The 23,633-nt window shown below is 45.4% G+C and carries 18 protein-coding genes; 15 read left to right on the forward strand and 3 right to left on the reverse strand.

Features of this window, described 5'->3' with window-relative positions:
* Positions 1 to 123: 123 nt before the first annotated feature.
* Positions 124 to 2,241, reverse strand: coding sequence for a TonB-dependent receptor (locus ACFI6J_RS04885; protein ID WP_069945059.1), 2,118 nt, complete (start codon positions 2,239 to 2,241; stop codon positions 124 to 126).
* A gap of 89 nt (positions 2,242 to 2,330) precedes the next feature.
* Complete coding sequence (locus ACFI6J_RS04890; RefSeq protein WP_061486670.1) at positions 2,331 to 3,461, reverse strand: PepSY-associated TM helix domain-containing protein; 1,131 nt, start codon at positions 3,459 to 3,461, stop codon at positions 2,331 to 2,333.
* A gap of 170 nt (positions 3,462 to 3,631) precedes the next feature.
* Between ACFI6J_RS04890 and ACFI6J_RS04895 the strand changes: the two genes are divergently transcribed.
* The 8 genes from ACFI6J_RS04895 (at position 3,632) to ACFI6J_RS04930 (ending at position 15,469) form a co-directional block, all read left to right on the forward strand.
* Positions 3,632 to 6,967 carry an amidohydrolase family protein gene (locus ACFI6J_RS04895; RefSeq protein WP_462585756.1) on the forward strand — a complete coding sequence of 1,112 codons (3,336 nt, stop codon included), beginning with the start codon at positions 3,632 to 3,634 and terminating at the stop codon, positions 6,965 to 6,967.
* A 237-nt stretch (positions 6,968 to 7,204) separates the two neighbouring features.
* Positions 7,205 to 7,750 carry a hypothetical protein gene (locus tag ACFI6J_RS04900; RefSeq protein ID WP_321824891.1) on the forward strand — a complete coding sequence of 182 codons (546 nt, stop codon included), beginning with the start codon at positions 7,205 to 7,207 and terminating at the stop codon, positions 7,748 to 7,750.
* A gap of 22 nt (positions 7,751 to 7,772) precedes the next feature.
* Positions 7,773 to 9,029, forward strand: a complete 1,257-nt coding sequence (locus tag ACFI6J_RS04905; RefSeq protein ID WP_061096000.1) for a hypothetical protein — start codon at positions 7,773 to 7,775, stop codon at positions 9,027 to 9,029.
* Between the two features lie 77 nt (positions 9,030 to 9,106).
* Positions 9,107 to 10,555: a tetratricopeptide repeat protein gene (locus ACFI6J_RS04910; protein ID WP_321824892.1), complete on the forward strand. Its 1,449-nt coding sequence runs from the start codon at positions 9,107 to 9,109 to the stop codon at positions 10,553 to 10,555.
* Positions 10,556 to 10,566: 11 nt separating this feature from the next.
* A complete protein-coding gene (locus ACFI6J_RS04915) occupies positions 10,567 to 12,549 on the forward strand; it encodes an SUMF1/EgtB/PvdO family nonheme iron enzyme (RefSeq protein WP_156087008.1) in 1,983 nt (660 codons plus the stop codon).
* A gap of 125 nt (positions 12,550 to 12,674) precedes the next feature.
* The gene (locus ACFI6J_RS04920; protein WP_014977564.1) at positions 12,675 to 13,445 is read left to right on the forward strand and encodes a MotA/TolQ/ExbB proton channel family protein; all 771 of its coding nucleotides are present in this window, start codon (positions 12,675 to 12,677) and stop codon (positions 13,443 to 13,445) included.
* Positions 13,446 to 13,460: 15 nt separating this feature from the next.
* The gene (locus ACFI6J_RS04925) at positions 13,461 to 14,519 is read left to right on the forward strand and encodes a VWA domain-containing protein (RefSeq protein WP_014977565.1); all 1,059 of its coding nucleotides are present in this window, start codon (positions 13,461 to 13,463) and stop codon (positions 14,517 to 14,519) included.
* Positions 14,519 to 15,469, forward strand: a complete 951-nt coding sequence (locus ACFI6J_RS04930; protein WP_014977566.1) for a VWA domain-containing protein — start codon at positions 14,519 to 14,521, stop codon at positions 15,467 to 15,469. The genes ACFI6J_RS04925 and ACFI6J_RS04930 overlap by 1 nt, the downstream gene beginning before the upstream one ends.
* 38 nt (positions 15,470 to 15,507) lie before the next feature.
* On the opposite strand, the gene ACFI6J_RS04935 is transcribed toward ACFI6J_RS04930, so the two are convergent.
* Positions 15,508 to 17,052 carry a hydroxymethylglutaryl-CoA reductase gene (locus tag ACFI6J_RS04935; protein ID WP_278711837.1) on the reverse strand — a complete coding sequence of 515 codons (1,545 nt, stop codon included), beginning with the start codon at positions 17,050 to 17,052 and terminating at the stop codon, positions 15,508 to 15,510.
* Positions 17,053 to 17,470: 418 nt separating this feature from the next.
* Between ACFI6J_RS04935 and ACFI6J_RS04940 the strand changes: the two genes are divergently transcribed.
* The 7 genes from ACFI6J_RS04940 (at position 17,471) to ACFI6J_RS04970 (ending at position 23,594) form a co-directional block, all read left to right on the forward strand.
* Entirely contained in the window at positions 17,471 to 18,724 is a 1,254-nt protein-coding gene (locus tag ACFI6J_RS04940) for an HlyD family secretion protein (protein WP_462556661.1), read from the forward strand.
* A gap of 2 nt (positions 18,725 to 18,726) precedes the next feature.
* The gene (locus tag ACFI6J_RS04945; protein ID WP_014977569.1) at positions 18,727 to 20,994 is read left to right on the forward strand and encodes a peptidase domain-containing ABC transporter; all 2,268 of its coding nucleotides are present in this window, start codon (positions 18,727 to 18,729) and stop codon (positions 20,992 to 20,994) included.
* The gene (locus tag ACFI6J_RS04950) at positions 20,991 to 21,302 is read left to right on the forward strand and encodes a helix-turn-helix domain-containing protein (protein ID WP_014950963.1); all 312 of its coding nucleotides are present in this window, start codon (positions 20,991 to 20,993) and stop codon (positions 21,300 to 21,302) included. Before ACFI6J_RS04945 ends, ACFI6J_RS04950 begins: the two co-directional genes overlap by 4 nt.
* A gap of 47 nt (positions 21,303 to 21,349) precedes the next feature.
* Positions 21,350 to 21,556: a hypothetical protein gene (locus ACFI6J_RS04955; RefSeq protein WP_014977570.1), complete on the forward strand. Its 207-nt coding sequence runs from the start codon at positions 21,350 to 21,352 to the stop codon at positions 21,554 to 21,556.
* A gap of 110 nt (positions 21,557 to 21,666) precedes the next feature.
* Positions 21,667 to 22,668, forward strand: a complete 1,002-nt coding sequence (locus ACFI6J_RS04960) for an ATP-grasp domain-containing protein (protein ID WP_014977571.1) — start codon at positions 21,667 to 21,669, stop codon at positions 22,666 to 22,668.
* Between the two features lie 131 nt (positions 22,669 to 22,799).
* On the forward strand, positions 22,800 to 23,141 hold the full coding sequence (locus tag ACFI6J_RS04965; RefSeq protein ID WP_462556667.1) for a DUF4258 domain-containing protein: 342 nt from the start codon (positions 22,800 to 22,802) through the stop codon (positions 23,139 to 23,141).
* 9 nt (positions 23,142 to 23,150) lie between these two features.
* The gene (locus ACFI6J_RS04970) at positions 23,151 to 23,594 is read left to right on the forward strand and encodes a helix-turn-helix domain-containing protein (protein ID WP_014950967.1); all 444 of its coding nucleotides are present in this window, start codon (positions 23,151 to 23,153) and stop codon (positions 23,592 to 23,594) included.
* The last annotated feature ends 39 nt before the right edge of the window (positions 23,595 to 23,633 follow it).

Raw genomic sequence — 23,633 nt, forward strand, 5'->3', positions numbered from 1 at the left:
CCTACACAATTCATTGTTAATAAGTTGTTACGAAATTAGCGATTATTGCTGTAATAGACAAGCATCACTGAAAGTGATGGTAGAGAGAAGGCACCTCGCCACAATTAGACGAGGTGCTATTGGTTAGAAAGAGTAAGTCACACCAAGGGTTGCTGTGGTGCCTAATCCTTTAATATTGTAGCCACCGTAGGTGTATGACTGAGCGCGCGCAGGATAGTAGTCGCTGTTAAACAGGTTTTCGACACCCATAAACGCGTTCCAGTTTTCAGCGAACTGGTACTGTCCACTTAGGTTAACAATATTATAGCTCGATATAGGTCCTTGATCGCCCACATAGTCGCCGTCAGCATTTGGCGAGAAGCGTTTACGATCACCCACATACAGATAGCTAACTGTTAACGATAAAGTGTCTGATGGCTTCCAGTTTACGTTTGCCGTTGCTTTAGGTGGACTAATTTGGCGAGAGCCAAGGTACACATCAGCTTCGGTATTTTTCCCTTCAACGTAACTATATGTGGCTACCACATTGAGCGTTTCTGAAATTCGATAGTCTACTAAGCCTTCATAACCCCAAATTTCCTGCGGTGCGCGTACAGGCTCATACACACCTGTCACCTCGTTGAAACTATTGGTCGTACCGAGTTCAGATGTACTTCTGTAAGCCGCAACTTCAAGGCGTACTTGGTCGAAAAGAGAGGTGAAGCCCACTTCGTAGTTATCGATGATAGAAGCCTCCGTTTGAATAAGACCAATATCATCTACCGTTGCAGCGCGCAGTAGACGGCCAATGTCAGCGATGTCTGAACCTTGCGAGTAATTGAAAAACGGGCTAAAGCTGTCGCTCCAGTTGTACTTTATCGCAATGTTATAAGTGGTTGCGTCGTAATCTATAGTGTCCCCCTTAACTTGAAGAGGAACAGAGCATTGAGTTTCAGAGCGACACAGCTTCAGTGTTTCGTAGTCATCAACCGATAAATCGATACTTTCCCTTCTCACACCTGCCTTTACAATAACGTCGTCGTGAATTACCCACTTTGTTTGTAAAAAGCCAGCTAAGCTGTCCATTTCCATTTCAGGTACCCACACGCGCCCATCAACCAGCGGCTGTGAGGTAGTGTCTTTTAGCGCGTCGATACCATAGATAAACGTGGCTTCTACGCCATCGAAATCAATGGCAGTATTAAACGTCGCGCGAGCGCCGCGCTTTTCAGAGCGAATAATAGACTGGCCGCCGTCGTAGCCTTCATCGGGGTTAGCTAAGTTAGGCGAAAAGAAGAATACGTTCTCAATATCTTGCGAGTACACATCAAGCGTCATTTCACTGTTTGCAAAGATATTGCTGTCTGTGTATTTCAGGGTGATGTTCTCATTTCCGTCAGGCCCCTGAGGTTTCCCGCGTTTTTGCAACGCTTCAGGTACGTGAATAGCGTAGGTTTTCACGCCTTCGTTGATGTCTCCAGGAACATCTCCCAAATCAGTTTTTTGTTGAGAGCTGAAGTAGTTGTAGCTAAATTGAAGGCGTTTCTCTTGATCGAAATCGTAACCTAATTTGGTAAAGTAATTCTGTGTTTCAGCGTCTGACAGGCCGTACTGCAAACCTAAGATGTCGCCTTCTGCATCGCGCTGAACGCCGTTTTCCTCGTAACTGGCGGTAACAAGGTAATCGAAATTCTCCACCTTGCCGTTAATCGCAGTTGAAATACGCGCACCGGCTGACTCTTCAAGCTTCACTGCGCTAAAACGTGAAGACAAACTCACTTGGCCCTCATGCGTGTCTTGCGCTGTTGCTTGTTTGGTAATGTAGTTGATAATACCGCCTGACGCTCCATTGCCATAAACAGACGTAGCGCCCTTAATTACCTCAATTCTAGCAAGTGCGCTAGGGTCAATCGTTTTCACACCTAACGAGCCATTTCTAAGTGGCGTGGACTGAGGCACACCGTCAATCATCACAAGCGGAGCTCGTCCGCGCAAAGACTGGCCAGTATTGCTCGAACTACCTGTATCTGGAGCTAAGCCCGGCACCATCTGCGCTAACAAGCTCTGTAACTCGGGGTTTACCTTCAGGTGATCTTCAATCTGCTTTCTTGAAATGACGGTGATTGACGCTGGTACTTCATCAATACTTTCAATAACACGGCTTCCAGAAACGATAATACGTTCCATATCCTTTTGGGCATCATTAGCAAAAGAAGGCGCACTAACGGCTAAGGCAATGAGCGTAAGCGATGGTCTAAACATGAAAACTCTTTTTAGAAAATAGGTTTAGGAAAGGCGCGTTATACTAAAGGTGCAGATGCACAATGTAAAGCTAATGAAAATTATTCTCATTATCTAAAGTGACGTTTATACCAAAAGTAAAATCCTGTTATCGTAAAAAACGCAGGGAGTAATGCGATAAATAACCAGATAAATTCAAGCAATGGGCCCGCGAAATCACCAATGTGAAACTTGTATTTGAAGCTCCAAACCTGCGTCGCTACGTTCGCTTTTGATGCATCGTAATAACCCGTTATTTCTCCATTTTGAGGGTTTGTCCAAACCCAGCTGTAGGCGTGAGACTCGCCGGGGTTTTGCATTCTGAAACCTATGTGTTCGCCTGAATTTTTTGGAAAGTAAATGCGAAATAGTGACGCATTGGGAAACACCGCTATGGCGTTTTGATAAGATGTATCGATAGCCACTGAAGCACTACTAGCATCGTGGGATAACGGTTCAGGTACTGGCCTTTTCTCAACTTTTGAAAAAGTAACGGTTTCCACCACCTGCTGCGTAGCGTTTTTCCAATTAAACGCCATGCCGCTAAAAGCGATGAGTATTAGTGGTATAGCCAAATAAACGCCCAGCACTGTATGAAGTTGATACATGAGAATTCGAAACTTGGCGCGGCGTTTAATCGCAAGGCGTTTTATTCTATTTTTTGGCTTTACCCAAAGGTAAAAACCCACAATTACTTCAAGAAGTAGAACTAAGGCACTAACAGACACCCAATTTCTAAGTGGCCTTTCGTTGTCACCATCTTGATACAACAGCCATCGATGGATAGCCATGGTGAACCCATAAAACGTGCTGTAATAATCGTATCTATGAAGTATTTCGGCAGAGTTGGGGTTTACGCTTACGTATTCGCCATTGTTGAGCTTCCCTTGCCAAGCGAGTTCAGGGTCTGACTCGGGCATTAAAAGCTCGACTTTCTGACCCGTCTCGTCTTCCAGCGCATTCACTATGTAAGAAAGGGGTAAGGGCGATTCGTGAGATTCTATGGTCCACTTCTCTGGTTGGACAAAGGTTTGGATATCCTTTGCATAAATTAGCAATGCACCGGTGATGCTAAGGCAAATAATAAATAACCCACATACCAGCGCTAATAGAAGGTGCAGTCGTCGTACCCAAAGTTTCAAAACAGCGCTCACAAATTGCGAAATAAACGCGAATAGTAACGATTCTCGAAAATTGGTCAATGAAAGTTAAACGCTAAAATCGTGCTTACAATCGCATAAGCTAAATGAATCTAGCCTACTTTGCAGTAAGATTAACCTTAGTTTTACAATTCAAGAGTACGTATCTTCATGTTAAGTCATGTACTCTGATGTAGACAGAAAATAAATAACAAGCGGTTGGAAACACAATTATGATAACGACAAAGAAAAGTTTACTGGCCATCACGCTAGTAAGCGCCCTAGGCTTGGGCGTCGCACCTACTTTATACGCCCAAAACGACAGTGAAGAAAAAACAGAATCCGAGCTTGAAACGTGGGAAGTCAGCAACCCACCTTATGCATTAAACGAAGTTACTATCAAAACAAACGAAACCACGTGGTCTAGCTTAGACGTTGCACCAAACGGCGAGTTTATGGTTTTTGACATGCTGGGCGACTTGTACAAAGTGAGCATGAGTGGTGGCGATGCGACCCCGCTGACCCAAGACTTCGCATGGAATATTCACCCTTCAATTTCTCCAGACGGTAAACACATCGCATTTATCTCGGATAAAGATGGGTTAAGTAACGTATGGGTTATGGACATTGACGGCAGTAATCTTCGTCAGGTAACCAAAGAGAAAAGCAATCTTATCCACTCTCCTAAATGGAGCCCAGACGGCGAATACCTAGTGGTTACCAAAGGCATTATGTCGAGCCGCAGTATTCCGGCTGGCGAGATTTGGATGTACCACAAATCAGGTGGTGACGGCCTACAAATTAAAGCCCGCAACAGCGGAAAGCGCGACCAACAAAACATTGCTGACCCTGTATTCTCTCATGATGGCAAGTATATCTATTTTACCGAAAATACGGTTCCGGGCGCCCGCTTTGAATATAACCGCGACCCGTTAGAGGGCATTTTTGCCATCACTCGCTACGACCGAGAAACCGGCGAAGAGAGCCGCTATATTAGCGGTACGGGCGGCGCTGTGGTTCCCACGCCTTCACCTGACGGTAAATACATCGCATTTGTGCGTCGCGTTAAAGATAGAACCGCGCTTTTCATTAAAGACATCAAGACAGGCGTAGAAACACCACTGACGTTGGAACTAGAGCGAGACATGCAAGAAGGCTTTGGCTCGGAAGGATACTTTGCCTACTTCGACTGGATGCCAGACAGCAGCAAAATCGTATATTGGACAGGTGGTAAATTCCACACCATCGACGTGAAAGATAAAACCACCAGCACAATGGACGTAACCGTTGAAGGCACGGTGAAATTTGCTGATGCGCTTCGCTTTGACGTTGATGTCGCGCCAGATGAATTTGACGTTCGTATGATTCGCTGGTCTCAAATGTCGCCCGACGGTAAAACCGTTCTCTTCCAAGCGCTAGGTAAACTTTATGTGCGCGATGTGAAGTCAGGCAAAATTAAACGATTAACTAAACAAAACGATCACGACGAATACTATCCGCGTTTTTCTAACGATGGAAAGTCGATTGTTTACACGACTTGGAATGACCAAGACCTAGGTACCGTTCGCGTGGTTTCTGCTCGCGGTGGTAAAGGAAAGGTTATTACCCAGCAGCCAGGTCACTACATTGAGCCGTCGTTCTCTGCCGATGGCGAGAAAGTGGTTTTCCGCAAGTTTACCGGCGGCTACTTACTAGACCCAAAATACTCGGTTGAGCCAGGTATTTATGTAGCGGACCTTGAAGACGACACGGAAGAAAAAGTCTCTGAAGGCGGCTATAACGCGCATTTCGCAGGTAACGATGACCGGGTGTACTTCACCGAATCAGCGGGCGGCGAAGCTTACTACGAAACCCAGCTTTCAAGCGTTAACCTTAAAGGCAACGACAAGCGAACTCACCTTTACGGTGCAGATAAGGTAAGTGAGTACAAACTTTCACATGATAAGAAATGGGTTGCGTTTGTTTACCAGTTCAAAACGTACGTGGCGCCGTTTGTTGAAAATGGCAAGCGCATTACCATAGGCCCGAACATGACCTCACTGCCGGTAACGCAGCTTTCAAGCCGCGCGGGTGAATATTTAACGTGGTCGCCTGACAATAAAACCCTAAGCTGGTTTAACGGCCCTACGCTATTTAGCCGTTCACTTGATGAAGCCTTTGCCTTTGTTGATGGCGCTGCAGAAACCTTACCTGAGCCAGTAGCTGAAGGTATAGATTTGTCGTTCACCACTAAAGCTGATAAGCCATCTGGTTACAAAGCCTTGGTTGGCGGAAAAGTGGTAACCATGCGCGATGCCGACAATACCCAAGAGGTGATTGAAGATGGCGTTGTGCTGATTAAAGACAACCGCATTGAAGCAGTGGGTAAACGTGGCGATGTGACCATTCCTGATGATGCCATGCAAATAGACACCACGGGGAAAACCATTATCCCAGGGCTTGTTGATGCGCACGCGCACGGCTCGCAGGGCCGCAATGAGATTATCCCTCAGCAAAACTGGAGTCAGTACTCGAATGTGTCGTTCGGCGTAACAACCATTCATGACCCTTCAAACGACACGACAGAAATTTTTGCTGCGGCAGAATTACAGCGTAAAGGCGATATTGTTGCGCCACGTATCTACTCCACCGGCACGATTTTATACGGTGCAGAAGGGCTAGGTTACAAAGCGATTATCAACAATTATGAAGATGCCTATTTCCACGTAGAGCGCTTGAAAGAAGCCGGTGCTATTTCAGTGAAAAGCTACAACCAGCCCCGTCGCGATCAGCGCCAGCAAGTGCTGTGGGCAGCAAAAAATCAAGAGATGATGGTTGTGCCTGAAGGAGGCGGTAAGCTTCAGCAGAATCTGACTATGTTGGTAGATGGCCATACGGGTCTTGAGCACAGCATTCCTGTGGAAAAAGGCTACAGCGACGTCACTCAACTATGGAAAGCCACAGAGTTTGGCTATACGCCGACCTTTGTTGTGTCCTACGGCGGCATGATGGGTGAAGAGTACTGGTACGACAAAACTGAAGTGTGGAAGAACCCGCGTCTTCTTCGCTATACCCCGTCGACTATTCTAGATAGCCGTGCGATCCGCAGACCTACTGCGCCAGAAAATCAGTACAACCACCAAAACGTTGCAAGCTACGCCAAAGAGCTTCGAGATAATGGGGTCAGTGTACATATTGGCGCTCACGGACAGCGTGAAGGCTTAGCTGCTCACTGGGAGCTGTGGATCATGGAACAAGGCGGCTTCACGCCTTGGGAAGCGCTACGCGGCGGTACTATTGATGGCGCGAAACATCTAGGTATGGGCAAAGATATTGGCAGTATCGAAAAAGGTAAACTTGCTGACCTTGTAGTGATTGATGGCGACGTGCTTAACGACATTAGAAAGAGTGAATTCGTAGAGTACACTGTACTAAATGGACGCGTATACGAGTCGGCCACCATGAACGAAGTGGGCAGTAAGAAAAAACGCAAACCGTTTTTCTTTGAGCAAGACAATGCCACCTTTATGCCGCAACAAACGGCAGATGATGTGGAAGCGAAAGCGCACCACTATCATTGGGAGCATTAATTCTGCGTCCAAAGGCCTGTAGTAATAAATAACATAAACTAGTAGGCCTTAATTAACCCAACGCTAAAGCCGACGAAAGCTTCCTGTTTCGTCGGCTTTTTATTTTCTGAATATGAAAACTTACCTGTGCATGTTTAAAACTGAGTTTAGTCTTAAGTAAAAGAGTGGTATAACTGCTGTAAGGATGGAGGGTAATATATGAACCACCCCAAATCAGATTAAAAGGACTTATTCGCCATGCAGTATTATTTGCCACTAGCATTACTGCTTAACGCTCTCATTTTTGCTTCAGCCGGCGCTCAAACGAGCGAAGCCCCTACCTATTATCAAGATTGCGCCGTTCTCGATTTTGGCGAACAAGACCTATCTACGATGACAGAAGCGGAAAAAATACAAGCGCTAGACGACTCCTTATTTGGCGCACTAAACCAAAGCGAAGAATGCATGAACGCAGCGGCGCAATCGAGCGCACAAAGCGTAGCTAGCGCGGCGGGTCAAGGTACAGGGCAAGGCGCTGGCGCGGGTAATACCTCGAGCACATCATCTTCGGGGGCAGGCGCTGGGCAGTCTAGCTCACAAAGCAGCACTGAGTCTCAGGAATCATCGACGAATACACAAACAACCACTTCAAGTTCAGATCCTTCAAAACAGTCTGTTGGAGGACAAGCGAAAGGTGGAAGTTCAGCGGTATGTGACGCCGTAATTGCCGGCTTGCAAGGAGCAACAACTGAGTCTGAAAAGGCACATTTCCAAGCATTAAAAGAGCAATACGGTTGTAATTAAAAAATCAGAGGAAGGAAAGGATATGTCATCATTTAAACCCAAGGCCCTGTTTACCGTGGTCGCAACAGCATCGTTTATACTCTTGGGCGGATGTGGCTCAACGCAGACTAATGTCACCAGTGTAGGACCATCTATGGTAGGCCCAGGGGGCGGTCAGGCATTAGGCGCACAAAAAAATACCTACAACTACAACTCCGAAATTTACATGGATGTTGCCATACCTGTATTTGACCCGGGCTTTCCTACAGAACGAGATGGCACTATCGATTACGATGAAATAGAAGAGGAAGGGATTTGGCCTCAAGTCCGTCGCTTAGAAGCTAACCGCTTTGCGATAGCGACGAAAGAAGCCCTAGGTGAAACCAAATCTTTCGGCAGCATTAACGTAACGCCAGATGCTTCTGCACTTGCCGATGTATACGTGCTGGGCAAAATTAATTACTCAGATACTGAAACTGTAGAAATTGGCGTGAAAGTGATGGACGCTAAAAACACAGTGTGGGGGGAAGAAGAATTTGAATACCGCGTAAGTGAAGGCTGGTATCGCGATGCCATGTCTCGCGGCGAAAACCCTAACGGCCCAGTTTTCGAGCAAATTGCAAAATTCGTTTATGATTTGCTTATAAAGAAATCCGATACCTACAAGCAAGAAGTGCAAATGGTGTCAGACCTGCGCTACGCACAAATGTATAGCCCTGAGTCGTTTAGCCAATACCTTACTCAAGGCAGAAGAGGTGAGATTGAGCTAGTAAGTGCGCCTTCAGATAGCGATCCAATGCTTCGTCGCGTGCGCGCCATACAGGCAAAAGATGAACAATTTATTGATAGCCTTCAAGAAACCTATGATTCTTTTTGGGTAACCACTGAAGAGCCATACCGTAAGTACCAGAAAGAGACACTTCCTGAAGCCAAGAAAATCAGAGAACTCGAATCAGAGCGCACCACACAACAAGTCACGGCAGGGTTATTCGCAGTCGCTTCAGTGCTTTTAGGTTCTAACTCTAGCTCAACGGCTGGTCAAGTAGCCGCTGCAGGTGCTGGTATTGCCGCAATTGGCACACTGAGTGAAGCAATCAAAACTAACAAAGAGCTTCACGCCCAACGGGATCTATTCGATGAAATGGGGCAAAACCTTGATATTCAGGTAGCCGATCAAATTGTTGAAATAGACAATCAACGAATTGAGCTTCAAGGCACAGCAAGCGAACAATACTACCAGCTTCGCGCTCGCCTTAAAGATATCTATGACATGGAATCCACACCAATGACTGCGCTATAAGCCCAGTCGTTGGTGTTATCAAAACCATTAAATAAGATATCTATTCTATTGTTAAGTTAGAGAGTAAAGGGTTATGCATGCCAAGCGTTGAGCAACAAATAGAGCAAAGCAGAGCAAAGAAAAAGGCACTCATAAAAAAGTCACTGCTCGGTTTTTCACTGGTCATGTTGATAGGCGTTGCAGGCGTGCTCCTTATCTCATATATGCCTACTGTCACATCGAACGTTACGGACGCCACGGATGACACAACAGCAGTCCCCCAAACCGCAAAAGCTACACCCGCTGTGGAAGTTAATGAAGAAGAACGAAAAGCCCTTCAAATGGCGCTTAGTGAGTCAAAACAAAGTGTAAACGACTTGGTTAGTCGCGTTTCGCACTCCCAGATGTTCCTAGAAAAAGCGAGTGAAGTTGAGCGCAAGTTGAATACCGCGTTTAATGAATATGGCGCATCCAACTACGGCGCAGTTATGAATGCACTGGATGATATAAAGAGCTCAGTTAACACAATAAATACTGACTACGAAAACGCCTACACTCAACCTTATGAAGACGCCCTCCTTGCCTTCAATAACGGAAATGTTTCAAGTGCGTTTAACCTAAACAAAACGTCGTTAACGATAAACCCTGATTTCGAAAAAGCCAACATTTTGCAGCAACGCATTGATGTATTTGACGAGGTGCAAGACGCCTACGAGCAGGCACGCATTGGTAAGGTCGAAAACAACATCAGCAAACAGCGCGAAGCGTACGCAAAAATAGTACAGTTAGATCCTGCCCGTAAGGACGCACAGCAAGCACTTGATGCTATTAACCGGCAATTGCAAGACAGCCGATTTGATACGCTGCTAGCTCAGGCAAATCGAGCTATCGAGCAAGGTGACTACCCTGCTGCGGCAGAATTCCTCAATGACGCCAAAAGCCTAAAAGCTTCAAGCACTGAGCTTGCCACCATTAGTAAAAAGCTCGCGTCTTTAATTGCTTCACAAGAGCAGCAGAAAATTGAAAATCAAGTCGCCTTGTTTGTCAGCGCAGATGAATGGCAAACCGTAAAGCTGCTAGCTAATAAAGGCCTCGCTAACTTTCCAGCCAGCCCTGCTTTACTTGAGGCCAAACAAAATGCCGAAGCCATACTCGATGCAGAAAAAAGCTTGAGCGCTTACCAAAGGCGGCCAGAACGTTTATCGGATAACAACGTCAGAAATCTAGCCCTTAAAGACATTGCGCGAGCAGGTTCACATGCAGAAAAGAGCGCAAAACTGCGTGCCCAAATATCTTCACTTGAGCAAGTGATCGACAATATCAATCAGCCCCGTTCCGTAACAATAACGTCGGATAACGATACCTATATTAAGGTACTTGGAGTAGGCCTCGTGGGGGAAGTAAAAACAAAAACCATTCAGCTGAAACCTGGTACATATCGCATTGAAGGGAGCCGCGAGGGTTATCGCTCAACCATTCAAGAGATTGTAGTTTCACCGTCAGACACCAACCTATCAGTACATGTTGTATGTACTGAAAAAGTATAAGGACCTATCTAGTGAGCAGTATTGATGACGCCATAGCCAAAGGAAAGAAGCGAAGAAAAGGCGTTGCTATAGCTTCATTAATAGGACTGGCCGCCGTTCTCGTTGTTTATTTTGGCTGGCTGTTTCTTACCAAAGGTTATGCCTTTGCAGTTTCCCCAGAACGTGCAGCACAAAATCCGCAATTTGTTGTTTTAAGTGGTAGTGCGATGTTCATCAGTGACAAGCTTTACGTGTTTGGTAGCCATGCCAAAGTCCAGGTTTCGGCCCCAAAATATCAAGACGCCACGGTTGTTATTAACAACAACTCGCCAAGCACTATTAATGTTACGCTCGTTCCTTTACCGGCAAAAGTCACCCTATCAACCTCCCCTTCGTTGAGTGAAATAACCTGGCATTTAAACGCTGAGAAAGTAGCGGTATCGAGAACCTACGTAACGGAATTAAAAAAGGGCAGCTACAGAGCGAGCGCCAGTCATCCGCATTATGAAACGGGTGAGATCCAATTTGACGCAGATATCGCGCAGGAAATTGAACAAGTTATTTCACTTTCTCCAGTTAAGGGCGCAATTAGCATAAACTCAAGCCCTTCTGGTGCCAATGTCTCCCTTGACGGTAAAGATATGGGTGTCACGCCACTTTCTATTAATATGAATGGCGGTAAGTACGAAATTGTCGTGACGAAGTCAGGGCTAGAGCCATTGGAAGACACCATTGAAGTCACTAGCCAACGCCCTAACCCGACAAGAAACTATAACCTTCAACCCCTTCAAGCACAGATAACAGTTTCGACAGACCCTCAGGGCGGCGTACTTACAGTAAATAATAAACCGACTGATACAAGATCTCGTGTGGATGCGAATACGCCACATATCGTCAAGTATGAAAAAACCGGATTTACTTCACAAAGCCAGCGGATCACGCTAGCTCCCGGCGAGAACAAAGCGCTTACGTTCAACCTTCAAGAAGAGCGAGGACAAGTGAATATAAGCGCGTCGTTAAGTGCAAAAGTTTTCATCGACGGTTCGTCTAAAGGTCAAACGCCGCTTAATTTAACGCTTCAAGCTTTACCGCACACAGTAACATTCAAACGTGAAGGATATCGCAGTGTAACCAAGACTATTACACCTAGTGCAAACAAGCCGGTGAAAGTACACGCTGATATGCTTACAGAGTTTGAAGCAAGACGGCGTGAAGGTAAGCCGCTTTTTGCAAATACACTGGGTATTCAACTTTCGCTTGTTACACCCAAGGCCTTCACTATGGGCTCTCCTGCAAACGAAAAGGATCGCCAGCGCAATGAAACACAAAGAGACGTATCTTTTTCGCGTAAATTCTGGATGTCTAATCACGAGATTACTCAGGCGCAGTTCGCCGCGTTCGCAGGGAAAGGCGCTAGCAGCAAGCTACCGATCACGAATGTTTCGTGGAGTGATGCGGTTGCGTTTACAAATTGGCTAAGCGAGAAGGAAGGTTTAACACCGTTTTATGTTGTTCAAAATGGCAGAGTAACTGGTATTGATAAAACCTCGAAAGGCTATCGTTTACCTACGGAAGCCGAGTGGGAATTCGTTGCAAAAATGAATCGCCGAGCATCACCAACAATCTTTGTTTGGGGTAATCAGTTTAGGCTTCGCGATAAACAAGGTAACTTCGCTGATGCATCGCTAAGTGGGAAACAGACCTTCATTTTAAAAGACTACGATGACGGATTTGTCGACAAAGCCCCTGTTGGTTCGTTCAAAGCTGAACGTGGTGGATTCTACGATTTAGATGGCAATGTGCGTGAGTGGGTCCACGATGTTTACCAGAATTCACCATCAAACCAGTCTGGTACTTTTGCCGACTACCTAGGCCCTGTTGGACAAGGTAAACACGTAGTAAAAGGCGCGTCGTTTCAAACGGGTCGGCTTAAAAATATTCGCGCAAGCGTGCGCAGCGGTGAGACTGAACCTGCTGACGATATAGGCTTTCGCATAGCGAGGTACGAGAATTAATATGAAAAAGAAACTGATCATTGCTGCAGTATTGTTGGCCATTGCGGGCACCGCAAGTGCGTACTTTGTATCGTTAGATTCGCCGCAAGACTTTCCAACTAACATTTAACTATCAAGGAATGATGATGAATAAAGAGAATACGTTGTCAATGAACCCCAGCTTTCTTGTAAGTGGCGGGGTCTTTCTATTTATATTTGCCTTGGTACATTTCCTATTTGCCGGTGTCATTCGCCCCGCGGCCGAAAAAGTCATGGCAACGGCTGGCACAGCGTCCCTATCCTCTTTCTGGGTTATTCTTAAAGATATCGAGCAACAGGTTTGTATCTCGCTGATGCTGTTTTGCATTTTCCTAATGGTTTACAAACTTTGGAAGCTGCTGGATGAAGAAGAGATTTACTCACGAGACTTACTGCCTGAGCACAACAAAGATACGCCACTAAATGTAGATAAAGCGTTAGATGAGCTTTCGTCTTCATCTTATAGCGACACCCCCGCATACAGCACGTGGATAAACTGCATTAGACGCTTTAAAAACACACAGAACGTGCAGCATGCTGCCGATGCAATCCACGCTTCGGTAGAAAATATTGCTGCCCAGCTTGAAAGTGGTAATAACGTGATTCGCTACATAATCTGGGCTATTCCTTCGATTGGTTTCGTTGGCACTGTTCGCGGTATTGGCGCAGCCCTTGCGCAAGCAGACGCAGCCCTAGATGGTGATATCGCGGGAATGACGGCTTCGCTGGGCGTTGCGTTCAACTCTACGCTCGTCGCGCTTTTTATATCGCTTATATTAATGTTGTTAATGCACCTGTTAAATGGTCGCCAAGACACTATGGTAATTCGCACACAAGAGTCTTGTGAACACCACCTTCTGTCACACCTTCACAACTAATTAGGCGAGACAGTAATGCCTAAAGTGCGTAAAGCCGAAGACGGATTTAACCTGGCGTTTTTAGACGTTATGGCCTGTGGCCTTGGCGCGGTTATTCTTATTTTCATTCTGGTCGACTTTAAAGCGTTTACACCTACACCAACTGAAGAGAAAGAAAAATTAGAGCAGGAACTCGCCGCCGCAGAGCAAGAACAACAAAAACTCAAAAAGTCGATTGACGAATTAAACGATAAAATTGCCCTTGAGTCAGCGAAGCAAGACGATGCTCAGCAAGCGCAAGCAGATACAACGCAAGACCAGTCAAAACTACTGCAAGATATCTCTACAGAAATGGCAGTAGTGGCTGATCTTGAAAACCAGCTAGCCGCATTGTCTAAAGAAGTAGAAAAGTCAGCCAACATTCAAATGCAAGGTACCGGCGAACAGAACTACATCACTGGCATGAAAATAGAGGGCCCGGAAATAGGTCTGCTAATTGACAAAAGTGCGTCAATGATGGGCGACAACTTGGTGGATATTTTAGGCAAGTTAGCGTTGAGTGATAGCCAGAAGGTCTCTACGCCGAAGTGGATACGCACCAAACGGGTAGCCCAATGGATGCTCGCGCGAGTCCCTTTAGAATCAAGAGTCACCGTAGTGACTTTTTCAGACACCGCTACCACACTAGGCCTTCGTGATGTAAATAGTGCCAAAGTCAGCGGTTCGATGAACGCAATAGTTAAAGACCTCGGTGCTGTCGTCCCCAATGGAGGAACAAATCTTCAAGAAGGTTTAAGCATTTTATTTAAAGCTAACCCAAACATCACCGATGTGTATATTGTCACCGATGGCCTTCCTACCTTGGGTGACGGACTACCTATGAGCTGCAAAAGCTTCATTAGTAGTAAAAAGTCAATTTCATCAGATTGCCGTAAGACCTTATTTGTTGAAACCGTTAAGCGCGCTAAGAAAGGCGTGCATTACAATGTGATTTTGCTGCCCATTGAGGGCGATCCTTTTGCTTCACCTATGTACTGGGAATGGACCCGCGCAACAAGCGGCACTTTCCTATCACCTGCTCCGGAGTGGCCTTAATGCGCAAAATTCAACGAGCCCCCGTTGAGGTATTCAACATTGCCTTTCTCGACATAATTTCCTGTGCTTTCGGCGCCGTAGTTATGCTGGTGCTTCTGGCCAAAAACGGTACTGAAGACACCGAGCGCGGCCCTAGTAACGTAAGCGTTCTTATTGACCAGGTATTACAGGCTCAAGTTGATGTGGAAACGCTCAAAGGCGCACTGTCAGATAAGCAACAAGAACTGAAAGCAGCACAAAGCAAAACGGCTTCCGTCACGGAACAGAAAGACAATTTAGACTCATCGATACCACGCGCACAACAAACCATTAATCAACTGAAAGACAAAGCTTCGTCGCTGCGTAACGAAATACGCCAAGCAACCGCTATGTTAAATACGCCGAATCCGACAGATACCCCTGACGATGATGTTGGTGGAATTCCCACCGATGCTGAGTACGTTATTTTTGCTATCGATAACTCGGGTTCCATGTCCTCTGGCAGTGGTTGGAATCGCGTGATCACCATCGTAAACGACATTTTAAAAAACCATCCTAAAATGAAAGGTTTTCAGATTATGTCTGCTGACGGAAGCTTTATGTTTTCCAGTAGAGCTGGGCAATGGCTAGATGACAGACAAACAATGAGAGATACCGCAATGAGCCAAATGAAGAGCTTTAAAGGAGGGGCGAGTCAGCCTGAAGCGGGGATCCTTAAAGCCATCAAGCTGTATAAAAACACCAAGGGGCGCGTGAGTCTTTACGTGTTTGGTGATGATTATCAAAGGCCGAATTTAGATCAGATTGTAAGTCAGATTACCCAAGCTAACCAGGGTGCCAATGGACAGCCTGTTATTCGTATACACGGCGTAGGCTTTAGCCGAAGTAATGGAAACGCACAGCGCTTCAGTGCATTTATGCAGGCGGTGGCGAAGCGAAACCGCGGCGCTTTCATCGGCCAATATTTTTAGTCTCTATTGGCCGATGAATCGCCTCGTTGGCCAAGGTTTTATCTGTTTCGGCCATACTGTTCGTGTGACGACACCCAGTCTGACGAACTAATGGCTGATGCTAGTGATATCTCTCCAGCCAACACCACAGACGCCACAATTTCTGCAAATTTATACACGCGATCTCGCCCGTAGCAATCCAGCAACTCTAAGCACTCGCGCTGTGTACCTATTCCTGTACCACCGCCATACGTCGCTACGATGAGCGATGGAATGGTAATAGACACGTACAGGTCACCGTCGTCTGTTAATTCTGAATACATCATTGCCGCCGACGATTCAGATACGTTTGCAACATCCTGCCCTGTGGCGATAAACATAGCAGTAATACCGTTTGGTGAATGCAGACCCGTGTTATTCACACCAGACAAGAAAGATCCTACGCCAGCTACACGGCCGTGATAATCTATCTGTTTGGGGTCTACGCGCATTACTTCTAATAAATGTTCGCGTTTAATAGTGGCTTCAGCTGTCACCCGTTTACCACGGGTACGCATAATATTTATTTGAGAGGCCTTTTTGTCTGTAGCAAAGTTAGACTCAAGGTAGAAATTCTCTATCCCCTCATAATGATCAAGTATCCACCCGCATGCTGCGAAGGTAGCACGGCCAACCATGTTTTGACCCGCTGCGTCACCGGTCTTAAAGTTAAAACGCAAAAACGCAAATTTGTTCGATAGGAAATGGTCGATATACGTCAGCTTAGCAATACTTGAGGTCGCTTCTGCTTCTTCCTTAATCTTTTCAAAGTTTGCTTTAATCCATTTAACGAAATCTCTGGCACCTCGTGCATTTTCAAAAATAAATACAGGGGCTCGCTGCATAGCATCGTCGACGACCGTTGCCGTTACGCCACCGCTCATGTTAAGCAGCTTCATGCCTCGGTTGTACGATGCCACCAGCGTACCTTCGGTAGTCGCTAACGGCACGACAAACTCCCCTTGTGCATGCTCTCCGTTTATCTTCAACGGCCCTGCAATACCAATAGGAACCTGCGCCACGCCAATAAAATGCTCAATATTCCCCTTAAGCGCTTGTGGGTCGATTGAGTACTTACCTACGTGATCAATTTTCTTTCCGGTGGCGCTTTCGAAATATTCTTGGCGTGTTTTTATAATACTTTCGCCGTAGTCATCCATGTCGTCACGAGGAATAAAAGCGCTGCGTTGTCCTGGCGCAGTAATATTGTCTTCCACTTCAAATTTAAGCTTTCCAAAAGGCGAAGCAGAAAAGCAAATACCCAGTTTTCGCTTTTCTGGGCACGGCGCTTCATCAATATCTAAATGCACGGTAATGGTTTGACGCAAGCCAAAGGGCTCTCCGTCTGATTTATTTAATGCTTCTACGGAAATAGTGGAGTCGGGAGTTAACTGGAGTGAAATTTTATGCTCTGGAATTTTTTCGCCATCAAGAGATATCCACTTTACTTCTTTAATGGTTGCGTCTTTCAATCTGTTTTTCAGAGAAAAAGATAAGCCTTTATCTGTCTTCGTAAGACTTGCGCGTGTATAGAGTTGCTTTAAAAGTATGCCGGGCACAAACATGAGGCTTCCTTCTGTGTGTTTTTACCGTGTTATTTTCATATTCCTTTGTTTTTTATAGCACATTCTTTATACAGCTCTATGACTTCTTTGTATTTTACTGGCAATTATTTGTGTCTGAATCACTTCTAAATTTGAGCCAGCCGCTTTCAAAAATGCGCCAACACCAGTGAAACCGTGTGCTACTGAAATATAGACCTTAGCAGTAATTCATCAAGTTCCCAACCCACCTAAAGTGAACACCGTCACCGCAGTAATGTTGACCACAAGGTATCTGGTAGTAACAAAACGGAGGCGTCAAGGACTGTGATGCCAAGGAGAAAAAGCCTAAACGGAAGTGGCGGCCAGATACCTTTAACGTGACCCAAACAAAGTTAGATAAGCACTGCAACGCAAATGCATAAACAAAAAAGGAATGGAGATGAGAACAGGACTGTTTAGAAAGGAAGTCATTGATGAGCAATCAAATGCTGTTGATGGACGTTTTTTAATGACCCCAAAACCTGTTTATTCTGCAATAGCTGGCCTGCTTGTGGTCTGGATTTTGGCAGTGATTATTTATCTAAATACGGGAAGCTACGCACGAAAGGCATCAGTGAGTGGATGGCTGGAACCCAGTCATGGCGTTTTTAAGCTCTATGCCGATGCAAGGCGCGGCAAAGTACTTGATGTATTGGTCAGTGAAGGTCAATTAGTGAGTAAGGGCGCGCCGCTAATTAAGATCAACTACAGTAGCAATGATGCATCAGGTAATAAAGTTAGCACGCAGTTGCTCGCTGAGCTTGAAGCAAAGCAGCATCGAACACGTCAAAGTATTCAACGTCTTGATGTGTTGCATAGAGCGCAGCGACAAGGCTTAGAAGAACAACTAAGCCAAGCCAAACGGGCATTAACGGCTTTAGACGCCATCGTTGAATTGTCGCAAACCCAGTGGGCACTAGCACTAAAGCAGTGGGAGAAAGCGCAAACCTTACTTAATCAAGGGCACATTAGCCAAGCAGACTATGAAAACCATACGCTACAAAGATTGACCGCCGAACAACAGCTTACGTTGGCCCAAAAAGACCAAAATGACGAAAAGGCGAATATCGCTGCTCTCCACCATGAACTTGCCACTTTGCCTCAACAGCAGGCCAATGAAATGGCAAACGTGGAGAACACCTTGAGCGATCTCACGCAGCAAATAGTAAGTCACAAGAGTAACGCAGAAGAAACGATTTATGCGCCTCACAATGGCGTGATATCCGGCCTTCAAGTAAAGGCGGGATATACCATCGATAGCTCTCGCCCGCTTCTTACCTTACTGCCTAAAAATGCTGACATTCAAGCGCGTATTGCAGTTCCCGTGCGGTCTGCTGGATTTTTACGCAAAGGCCAAGCCCTGCATATTCGATTCGACGCATTTCCTTATCAAAAATTTGGTGTGCAGTCAGGCGAGATAGTGAACATTTCACCTTCGTTGGTGCTACCTGGTGAGCTTACCGACATCCCTATTTCTATTAGTGAACCCGCTTATCTTGTTACTGCAACGCTAAATACAAAAGAAATATTGGCTTATGGAAACAATATTTCACTGAAAGCTGGGATGACATTTTCTGCAGACGTAGATTTAAGTCAACGTACGTTGATGGAGTGGTTAATGGAACCACTGTATAGCATTACTGGGAAGCTGTAATCATGATGAACATTACACACCCACTTTCAACGCAAATCCTTTATACAAAAAAGCGTGTGCCCGTTGTACTGCAAAGCGAAGCAGCTGAGTGTGGACTTGCTTGTATGACTATGATTGCGCAGTACTATTCTGATAAACGTGATCTAAATGCTCTACGTCAGACTGTGTCTGTGTCGCTACGAGGCACTACGTTAAAAGACGTAATGCGCATTGCAAGTGATTTGGGTTTCCAAACCCGCGCCATCAAGATAGAAATGGAGCACTTAGCGCAATTATCTTGCCCTGCAATTCTACATTGGAACATGAATCACTTTGTTGTGTTAACTAAAGTGAAAGGAAAAACCCTTACCATTCACGACCCCGCGCTTGGAGAAAGAAAACTCACTTATTCTGAGGCGTCGAAGTACATTACCGGTATTGCACTTGAAGTCACGCCTAGCGACACATTTAGTCCCAAGAAGTCCGCGCCACGTTTGGGTCTTAGTCAATTCTTCACTCGAACAACAGGGTTTAAGCGCAATCTTCTAACCCTTTTTGCGTTATCGATTGTGTTGCAGTTATTTGCACTTGCTTCACCCTATTACATGCAAACAGTCGTAGATGATGTATTGATTTACAACAACGATGCATTACTGAAAGCGCTGGCAATAGGGTTTGCCCTGCTACTAATAATAGAAACTTTTACTAGCGGGATAAGAAAGTTCGTTATTCTGTCGGTGTCGTCTCGCCTTCAGCTTCAAATGTCGGCGTCGGTATTTAAGCACTTATTATCGCTTCCCTTGGACTACTTCGACAAGCGACATATTGGCGATGTGGTATCCCGCTTTGGCTCACTGGCGAGTATTCGTGAGTTCCTAACCACCGGCCTGGTTACTGCGCTGTTAGACGGGCTCATGGCAGTGATCACACTAGCAGTAATGATTTTATATTCGCCCAAACTCACTCTGGTTGTAGTGGCGATCATGCTTGCCTACCTCGCCGTTCGTCTTGGACTGCTGCCGTTTATTAAACGTCTTACCACTGAACGCATTGCGCTTGCAGCATTAGAACAAAGTCACTTTATGGAAAGCGTACGCGCTATCCTACCTATTCGCGTATACAGCCAAGAAGTACAGCGCCACGGGCAGTGGCAAAACAAGCTTGTCGCCACGCTAAACAAAGACATCACTCTTGGAAAAATCAACATAGGCAGCGCACTGACCAATCAGCTATTGTTTGGCGCTGAAAATTTGGTCGTTGTGTATATTGGTGCCAGCCTGGTTATGGAAGGAACCCTTTCGATAGGGATGCTGCTGGCATTTATGGCGTACAAAGCTCGCTTTGTCAGCGCATTAGATGGCGTAGTTAACAAGCTGATTGAGCTTAGTATGTTAGGTGTTCACTTCAACCGCTTAAGCGACATTTTACTTACACCATCACAGCAGAAGCCTCTGTCGTTAAAAACTAAGGACGATACATTTGAAAAACAAAACGTTCATTTTAGCAATGCAGACGTCCCCAACTCATCCACGTCCAACTCACTTGCACCTAACGTTTTAACACCTGATGGCGCAAGTACGCCCTCGCTTCTTGATGCCAAAACTCGCCCTGTAGCGCTTAAAGCGACGGCGCTCAGTTATCGCTACAGTGAAACCAATGCGTGGGTGTTTAAAAATCTAATGTTCTCGGTACATAGCGGAGAGATCGTCGCAATCACAGGCGATAGCGGCTGTGGAAAAAGCACAATGCTTAAGTGCCTGATGGGACTGTACCCTGTTTCAGAAGGCAATATCGAACACCCAAGCTCTACAAACCCAGTCATCGCGTCAGTGCTTCAGGAGGATACCTGTTTAAGCGGCACCATCGCGCAAAATATCTGTTGTTTTGAAGAAGCTCCCGACCTCAAGAAAATGGTTTACGTCGCTCAGCTTGCCTGTATCCATGAAGAAATCATGCAAATGCCTATGCAATACCACTCCTTGGTCGGTGATATGGGTAGCAGCTTAAGTGGTGGTCAAAAACAGCGCCTGCTTCTAGCAAGAGCGCTTTACCAAGAGCCAGACATTTTATTTTTAGACGAAGCAAGCAGTCACCTAGATATGGAAAACGAGGCTCAGATAAATCATCACCTTAAGTCTCTAAATATGACGCGAATTATTGTGGCACATCGGCCTCAATCAATTGCCATGGCAGACAAGGTTTATCGTCTGGAAAACGGCAACTTACATCTATGCCCTCCCACTGAAGTAACAGGAAGCGCAACATCAGGTAAACACGGAGAAACACTATGAAAACACATGAAATCAGAGAACCCGCAGTATTGATGACAGCAGCTGAACGCATGCAAATAGATGCGAACGGCATTACCGCCCGGAACAGCGTTATCCCCATTGACTGTTTATCAAAACGCGAACTACAAGTTGCACACAAAATAATGGAAGGACGCTCAAATAAGGTTATTGCCTCAGAGCTATTCATCAGTGAAAGGACCGTCAAATTTCACTGCGCCAACATTTACAAAAAGCTCAACATTAGCAACCGTTCTGTGCTTATTGCCTGCTGTTTTAGAACCCTTTACCAAGAAGTGGCTTCGCTGTAAGCGTGTCCACTTCATTACTCACCACGCCACTACAAGGAGCGTACATTATGAAAAACCATCCATTAACTCAGAACCAACCAGCAAATACTAAGCTTGCTACCGTTGCTGAATCTCAGCTATTTGAGGTATCCGGCGGACTACGAGCTCGCCTAAGTGAAAGTGTGCCGGTAGTCGGTCCAACACCTAAAGAGCCCGTTTACATAACCATGGCTATTGGTGAAGGCGGCGGCAAACTACCTGATATTTTGTCGTAACTTACCGCTTATCAAAGTCAACACATGGATACGGTTTAGACAGTATCCCATGTGTTGCTTTAAGGGCTACTAGATTCTATGAACACTTAAAACGCTAGCAAGGAACGCAAATGCACGTCGCACTACTAGGCAGTGAGCAAGACCCACAAATTCAACATATAGCCAAAGCACTTCACCAAAATAACACGCCCTTTTATTTCGCCAATACGCAACATTTTGGTTCTACTTGGAAGATCAGCTATGACCCTGACTTCGATGACGGGCTAATTCATTTCAATTCGCCTTCACTTTGCGACCAACCTAGAGTTACGTTCTCGAATACCCAGGCCGCTTATTGGCATGAGTACCTACCTGGCATACCGCTAAAAGCCCCTCGTGATAATGCTAAAAACGATGCCAGTGCAGATGCTCAAACACAAGGTGATAGACCTCATGATGGTGAATCTACTTTGCTAGAAAACGCAGGGTGGGTTGAGCAGGAGCGAGCAAGTACGCTACTTTGCTGGTTCAGCTATAGCGACATTAAATGGGTGAACTCTATCGACGCTGTTCGAAGCCACCAGTGTAAACCTTATCAATCGCGTATTGCTGGCAAACTAGGAGCACATATTCCCTACACCTTTGTTGGCAATGCACCCGAGGTTGCTTCGCAGTTTTGTAACAATATGCGAGACGTTATTTACAAGCCCGTACGCGGCGGTCGAACTGCGCAGTTTGTGAATAAACAACCAAACATGCGCCCGTTACTCAATGCGCTTTTAGGTGAACGCCCTGTTACCTTTCAAAAATATATTGCAGGCGTGAATGTACGAAGCTATGTGCTTGGCAATGACGTACTCAGCGTACAAATCGACTCAAGTGAATTAGATTACAGGAATGACGACAATGCGAGCGTATCGGTGATCCTAGTCCCCAGCGACGTTAAGCAGTTAGCTATCAAAATATGCAAAGCATTAGGTATGCACTGGTGTGCTATCGACTGGCGTAAAAGTGCGAAGGGAAAATACTTTTTTCTAGAGGCCAACCCCAGCCCTTACTTCCTAAAAGTAGAGAACGATACCGGTCTAGATATAACAGAAAAATTGGTAGCACTGCTGGTGAAGACTTCGTAGTAGCAAGCAGGACGTTTAGAGGCTAATTGGGTTTCCAAAACAAATTTGCGATTGTTTAGAAGCCTTTACGCAATCATTGACAATACCCCAACAACCTATCAATATGATAGGATGAATTTCAAAAGGCATTCATGGCTAATCACAATCCCCAAGGAATTAATGAATTCCCTCTTACAGAGGAAACTGCCAGAAAAATAATGAATGACCTCGCAGAAAACTATACTCACCGGATTCGGTGGACTAAACATGTTAAACAGCGCATGCATGAGCGAGGAATCACTACAGGTCAGGTGATCACTTTATTAAAAAGTAAGCACTCAGTATTTAGAGAGGGGCCATATCTTGATATTTCTGGAGACTGGAAATCTAATTTGAAAGGTTTAGCTGCGGGCAAAGTTATCGAACTCACTGTTGCACTTAAAAATCATCATGATAGTCCAATGTCATTTCTAATTACTGTATGGATAAGTTGAGAGGGTAAAATGTACCATTACACTGAAAGCGGGTTATCAAATGTATACCTGAAAAACGGTGTTACCGTTGAAGTTGTAGACGGTGAAGAATATACAAGCATTGACGATATGAACGGTCTTCATAGTGCGATAGCACAGACAATTGTTAATACCAACAAGCCTCTTGCTCATGATGAGTTTAAATTCTTACGTGTAGAACTAAATGTTTCTCAAAAAATGCTGGCGAATCGTTTTGGTGTTGATGAACAGACCATTGCGCGTTATGAGAAAGGTCAAACAAAAATTCCACGGACAACAGATGCTGCCTTAAGAGCCTTATACATGGAAAGCCAAGAGAAGAATAATCCCGTAAGTTACTTTCTTGATTTACTAGCAAATACCCAAGCGGAAGAAGCTGCAAAAATAATTCGTCTTGAAGAAGTCGAAGACCATTGGGAAAAAGTAGAATGGTAAAAAAGCCGACTTAACGTCGGCTTTTTAATTCTTGTTCAT

The organism is Alteromonas sp. G4i13 (assembly GCF_054960505.1).

What these genes read in the sequence shown, in the direction of transcription:
- ACFI6J_RS04970 (WP_014950967.1), top strand. Translation starts at nt 23,151, where the DNA reads ATGTACCATTACACTGAAAGCGGGTTATCAAATGTATACCTGAAAAAC.
- ACFI6J_RS04920 (WP_014977564.1), top strand. Translation starts at nt 12,675, where the DNA reads ATGAATAAAGAGAATACGTTGTCAATGAACCCCAGCTTTCTTGTAAGT.
- ACFI6J_RS04905 (WP_061096000.1), top strand. Translation starts at nt 7,773, where the DNA reads ATGTCATCATTTAAACCCAAGGCCCTGTTTACCGTGGTCGCAACAGCA.
- ACFI6J_RS04925 (WP_014977565.1), top strand. Translation starts at nt 13,461, where the DNA reads ATGCCTAAAGTGCGTAAAGCCGAAGACGGATTTAACCTGGCGTTTTTA.
- ACFI6J_RS04910 (WP_321824892.1), top strand. Translation starts at nt 9,107, where the DNA reads ATGCCAAGCGTTGAGCAACAAATAGAGCAAAGCAGAGCAAAGAAAAAG.
- ACFI6J_RS04885 (WP_069945059.1), bottom strand. Translation starts at nt 2,241, where the DNA reads ATGTTTAGACCATCGCTTACGCTCATTGCCTTAGCCGTTAGTGCGCCT.
- ACFI6J_RS04895 (WP_462585756.1), top strand. Translation starts at nt 3,632, where the DNA reads ATGATAACGACAAAGAAAAGTTTACTGGCCATCACGCTAGTAAGCGCC.
- ACFI6J_RS04955 (WP_014977570.1), top strand. Translation starts at nt 21,350, where the DNA reads ATGAAAAACCATCCATTAACTCAGAACCAACCAGCAAATACTAAGCTT.
- ACFI6J_RS04930 (WP_014977566.1), top strand. Translation starts at nt 14,519, where the DNA reads ATGCGCAAAATTCAACGAGCCCCCGTTGAGGTATTCAACATTGCCTTT.
- ACFI6J_RS04935 (WP_278711837.1), bottom strand. Translation starts at nt 17,052, where the DNA reads ATGTTTGTGCCCGGCATACTTTTAAAGCAACTCTATACACGCGCAAGT.
- ACFI6J_RS04965 (WP_462556667.1), top strand. Translation starts at nt 22,800, where the DNA reads ATGGCTAATCACAATCCCCAAGGAATTAATGAATTCCCTCTTACAGAG.
- ACFI6J_RS04950 (WP_014950963.1), top strand. Translation starts at nt 20,991, where the DNA reads ATGAAAACACATGAAATCAGAGAACCCGCAGTATTGATGACAGCAGCT.
- ACFI6J_RS04960 (WP_014977571.1), top strand. Translation starts at nt 21,667, where the DNA reads ATGCACGTCGCACTACTAGGCAGTGAGCAAGACCCACAAATTCAACAT.
- ACFI6J_RS04945 (WP_014977569.1), top strand. Translation starts at nt 18,727, where the DNA reads ATGATGAACATTACACACCCACTTTCAACGCAAATCCTTTATACAAAA.
- ACFI6J_RS04940 (WP_462556661.1), top strand. Translation starts at nt 17,471, where the DNA reads ATGAGAACAGGACTGTTTAGAAAGGAAGTCATTGATGAGCAATCAAAT.
- ACFI6J_RS04900 (WP_321824891.1), top strand. Translation starts at nt 7,205, where the DNA reads ATGCAGTATTATTTGCCACTAGCATTACTGCTTAACGCTCTCATTTTT.